At 57.1% G+C, this 4580-nt stretch carries 5 protein-coding genes; all 5 read right to left on the bottom strand.

Features of this window, described 5'->3' with window-relative positions:
• On the bottom strand, nt 1-1028 hold a 1028-nt coding region (locus SFLMC1_RS00445), incomplete at its 3' end, for an SIS domain-containing protein (protein WP_154063878.1).
• A 61-nt stretch (nt 1029-1089) separates the two neighbouring features.
• Nucleotides 1090-2205: an SIS domain-containing protein gene (locus tag SFLMC1_RS00440; RefSeq protein WP_152073308.1), complete on the bottom strand. Its 1116-nt coding sequence runs from the start codon at nt 2203-2205 to the stop codon at nt 1090-1092.
• A 193-nt stretch (nt 2206-2398) separates the two neighbouring features.
• On the bottom strand, nt 2399-3112 hold the full coding sequence (locus SFLMC1_RS00435; RefSeq protein ID WP_152073307.1) for a GntR family transcriptional regulator: 714 nt from the start codon (nt 3110-3112) through the stop codon (nt 2399-2401).
• A complete protein-coding gene (locus tag SFLMC1_RS00430; RefSeq protein WP_152073306.1) occupies nt 3097-3864 on the bottom strand; it encodes a GntR family transcriptional regulator in 768 nt (255 codons plus the stop codon). The genes SFLMC1_RS00435 and SFLMC1_RS00430 overlap by 16 nt, the downstream gene beginning before the upstream one ends.
• A gap of 38 nt (nt 3865-3902) precedes the next feature.
• Nucleotides 3903-4391, bottom strand: a complete 489-nt coding sequence (locus SFLMC1_RS00425) for a hypothetical protein (RefSeq protein ID WP_152073305.1) — start codon at nt 4389-4391, stop codon at nt 3903-3905.
• Nucleotides 4392-4580 lie beyond the last annotated feature (189 nt).

Genomic DNA, 4580 nt, shown 5'->3' with positions numbered 1-4580 from the left:
TTGAGGTTGTGCTTGGTGACCGTCTCGTAGTAGCGGGCCAGGCGGTCAGTCACGAGCACCGTCAGAATCCACGGGGAAACGATGACGCGGAAGTCGTCGTCAAGGCCGGGGATGGCGAACTCGGCGGTGTCGATGATGTTGATGTCGGTGTCGCCGGTCACGCCGCGGGTGAGGAACGCGCGAGCACGCTCGTCGAGCTTGCGGTTCTCGTCCTCGCCCATGAACAGGAACACGGGGACGCCCGGCTCCACGAGCTCGAGCGTGCCGTGGAAGAAGTCGGCGGACGTAATGTAGCGGGTGCGCTTCCACTGCATCTCCTCGAGAATGCACATCGAGAAGAGGATGGTCTCGCCCCACAGGGCGCCGGAGCCGATGAACATGGTGTAGGGCGCGAGGGCGTACTTCTTGGCGAGCTCCTCGGCACGCGGCTCGAAGCGCTTACGGATATCGAGCATGTCCTTCCAGATGTCCTTGGTCTGCTCGATGAACAGATCGAACTTGGGGAAGCAGCCGCGACGGTTGAGCAGGCGCAGACCGAAGCAGTCGGCGAGGTAGTAGCCCTTCTCGCAGCCACCGGAACCATGGTCAGAAGCCATGGCGACGCAGTTCTCGGCACCGACAGCCTGGCCGATGGGACCCTCGGGCTTGGTCATGGCGTAGACGCGCACGCCCATGTCCTTCATCTTCTTGACGGCCTCGAGGACCTCGGGGGTGGTACCGGACTCGGAGGCGGTGAGCACGACGGACTTGTCGGTCATGCGCTTGTGGCCGGAGACGTTCCACTCGGCGGCGTGGATCAGGTAGACCTCCAGGTCGCGGTCGCCGAACTTGTTCATGAGGTACTCGAGCTGCATGAGCTCATCCCAGGTGCCACCGACACCCATCAGGAAGACGGCGTCGTAGCCCTCGTCGGCGACTTTGTCGGCGAGCGCGGTCATCTTCTTGCCGGTCTCGTAGAGTGCCTTGCCGTCCTCGAGATAGCCCTCCTGGTCGAAATTCATGATCTCGATCTTCTCGGTTTCCTTCATTTGCTTCTCCTTTCTGGGGTTGCCTTAACAATCCCCTATGCCAACGAGCGACAACGCCCGCCTACATTCCGTAACACTCAGCCGCTTTGGCCTTAAGCGTGTTGACCGATTCCTCGTAGCCCTCTGCCTTGACCTCCATTTGCTTGGAGACGGCATCGAGATACGGGTGAACATCCCACGAGTTCAGGCGCTCGGTGACCATTGCCGCCATCGTCTGGAAGAACACCAGGTTGGGAATCGCGGCGAGCAGCGGAGCCACCTGCGGCACCGTGATCTCGTGACCCTTGCCCTTGGGGTGCATGGTCAGCAGGACTGCCTTCTTGGTTACCTTCGACAGCGCGTCGGCGATAGTTGCCAGACGCTCCGACCCTCGAGGATCGTCGACGATAAACACCAGGTAGCCCGGGGTGATCTGCATCTCGGGACCATGGACGAACTCCTCGCCCTCGTGATGCATGGCCGGAATCTTAATGGTCTCGCTCAGCTTGAGCGCCGCCTCTTCGGCAACGCCATAGTTGGGGCCATTGCCCACAACCATGGCCGGAACGTGCTCCGACAACTCGAGCAGATGGTCTTGGACATATGCCTCGGCGGTCTTGCACATTGTGGCGTTGGCCTGGATCGCATCGTTCAGGTCGCTCAGGCGCTGAGCAACTGCATCGGCATCGAGCACACCCAGAGCCTGGCCGCCATAAATGCCAAAGAGAACTAGGTACTCGATGAGCGTTTGGACACCCAAGGTCACAAAGTCCACCGACTCGACGCCCACACCGTAGTCGAGAACGATATCGGCGTGCTCCTTAATGGGAGCCTCGACGTTTGCCGTAAGCGCAACCGCGGCCATATCGTTCGTGCGCATGTAATCGAGCGCCGCAATCGTGTTGGTCGAATAGCCGCTCTGAGAGATGGCAATGTTGAGCGCATTCTGAGGATAGGTATGCTCAAAATCGACGAAGGCCTCAGGCGTCACAACGGACACCTGCATCTGCAGTGCGTCTTGCAGATAATCGCGGACACAATCGGCGGCGTGACGGGACGAACCCGAAGCGACGATGCGCAGTGCACCAAAGGATGCGGACTGGAAAATATCGACGAGCTGGCCTACAAGCTCGGACGAACGCTCGAGGTTCTCGCCCATACGCACGTGGGCAAGCTGAACGTAATCGAGCATTTTCATCGTCTCACCTCGTAACAAATTATTAGTATTTGATACCAATCACAGTTACAGGTTACGGCTTTTTGATACCTATTTGCCGACTAATCTTTTCCCATCGGCGAACGGTTGATTTCGACCCCTGTAAGGTTGTATATACAGCCCGCTCATTGATCAAAATCGGTCAGCATTCCCAACCGTTATGCAAATGCACCAGCTAGTACGTATAGGTATATCCACCCGCATCGCCGCGGTTGAACGACTTGACGTACTCGATCGCCTGCCCACTTGCATCGTAGCTCACGCACTCCAACGTCAAGGCAAGGTCTCCTTGCTCCAAATCGAGCAAGCCTGCGTCGCGTGCTCCCAGCGCTTCGATATTGAGCTTTTCCTGCGCCATGACCGGCTTTCGCCCCAGCATCTCATAGGTCTCGTACAGACTGAAGACCGACACATCGATCTCTTCGATGGTTGGGAACAGCAGACAGGGGATAAGCGCCATCTCGATCGATACGGGGTCGCCGTTTACACAGTTAAGACGTCGAATGGAATAGAGCAGGTCATCCTCGGCAATGCCAAACAAATCGGCATAGTACGGTCCGGCGTAGCGCTTGGAGCGCGCGAGGATACGGACGGACGGCTCGCCTCCCGAGGCGCGGACCGATTCACGGAAGCCACCCGTACGCTCAAAAATAGCAGGCACTTTCTGCGCCACGAAGGCGCCCTTTCCGCGGACGCGACGAATCTGGCCGCGACGGACCAGCTCATCGACGGCACTTCGAATGGTCAGGCGCGTCGTGCCAAACTCGTCGGCAAGTTCATTTTCGGACGGAATCATCGAACCCGTGGGGTATATGCCGCGCTCGATACGTTCCTCAATGCGACGTCGAATGCGCATATAAACCGGAGTGGCATCTACTGTTTCAGCCATTGTTCACCTGCCACGCTCTTCTTGCCGTTCTTTTCGCCGTTATCGGCGAAGCGATACTTTGTGGGCAGAATTACCGATTTGCAATGTTCCACAAAACGCATGTCTTTATCAAACTCAATCGTGCTTTCGTAGAACACCGGCGTCCCCTCTTCTTGTTGGAGAAGCTCGGCCTCCTCGGCGTTCAAGCGCGAGATCGAGATATGCTCACGTCCATGCTCAACGCGCACGCCACCCTCTTTGAGCAAGACGTCATAGAGGCTCTCGTGCTCAAAATCATGGTCGGGAAGCGACGGACAAAGCGACAGGTTGACATGGGCCGTTTCGATTGACGCCGGCTCGCCCTCAATGAGACGGACGCGCTGCATGCGGAGCAAGGGAGCGCCTACGGCCACCCCAAGTTTGTCGGCAAGCGCCTCATCCGCCTCGACAGTCTCGGTGGAAACCAAGCGAGAAGAGGGGTGCAGGCCGGCAGTTCGCACGGCATCGGAAAAGTTGTACGTTTCCTGGAAGATATTTAGCGGTTTGGGAGGACACACATACGTACCCGATCCGCGGCGGCTCTCGAGCGTTCCGCACGAAATTAGACGCGTGATGCCAGCACGCAACGCCGTACGCGAAACGCCGATATCTTCGCACAGCACACGCTCGGCCGGCAGGCGATCGCCGCCGGCAAGCTGATGGTGCTGGATGTACCAAAGAATTCCCTCAACAGCACGATCTTTGGGGGGAATTGCATAAGATTCGCCTGCCATTGCACAGACTCCTCATTCAGAAACGTCTGTCACCAGAATTAGGCCAGCCCTCCCATGGCATCAAACTCGGCCTTGATTTTCTCGGCGACATTCCGATACGACTTATATAGGCTTGAATCGCGTTTGACTTCATCGGTCATAACGGGAATCTCTAATTTAGAAACCTCGTCTTTTCCCGTCTGGACCGCCACAACAACACCCATACCAAGACACATATTACGCTTGGCAGCGTTTATTTTTGCCGCCTTCGCGGGATTTGCCAGAATACGCTGGGCAAATTCCTGTTTTGAAGGCGTCTCGTCGGCCTCTGGATCGCCAGCCTCAGCCACCTCGCACTGCAGCACATCCGCATAATAAAAGATCTTCGGCTGCGCGCCACGCTGATGCACAGCCCACTTGCGACGCGTGGCATCCTGGTAGATAGCAGGCAAAAACGTAAACCGCGGCGGGTCCAAAATCGTATCGGTAATGGTAAACACACCGGGGTCAAAGGCATCCTGCGGGTTTTTCTTCTTGAACAGCCCCATATCAGCCTCCCGAACTAGCATTAAACAACTCAAGCCGAATATAGCACCAATTTCAAGCTAGCGCTTTACCATATCGGTGCGTGGCGTCTATGGCTCGCTCAGCGGGGCAATACGGGCGAGGGCCGGGGAGACATACTTTGTTTTGAGAAGTGGGCTTCGCGAACTTCTCAAAACAAAGTATGTCTCCCC

Origin of the sequence: Collinsella aerofaciens (assembly GCF_901212495.1) — a bacterium.
GTDB lineage: Bacteria > Actinomycetota > Coriobacteriia > Coriobacteriales > Coriobacteriaceae > Collinsella > Collinsella aerofaciens_H.
This window is presented reverse-complemented; position numbering and strand designations above follow the sequence as displayed.

Bases quoted from the DNA above. Each gene is read 5' to 3' on its own strand.
- SFLMC1_RS00425 (WP_152073305.1), bottom strand. From the start codon at position 4,391: ATGGGGCTGTTCAAGAAGAAAAACCCGCAGGATGCCTTTGACCCCGGT.
- SFLMC1_RS00430 (WP_152073306.1), bottom strand. From the start codon at position 3,864: ATGGCAGGCGAATCTTATGCAATTCCCCCCAAAGATCGTGCTGTTGAG.
- SFLMC1_RS00435 (WP_152073307.1), bottom strand. From the start codon at position 3,112: ATGGCTGAAACAGTAGATGCCACTCCGGTTTATATGCGCATTCGACGT.
- SFLMC1_RS00440 (WP_152073308.1), bottom strand. From the start codon at position 2,205: ATGAAAATGCTCGATTACGTTCAGCTTGCCCACGTGCGTATGGGCGAG.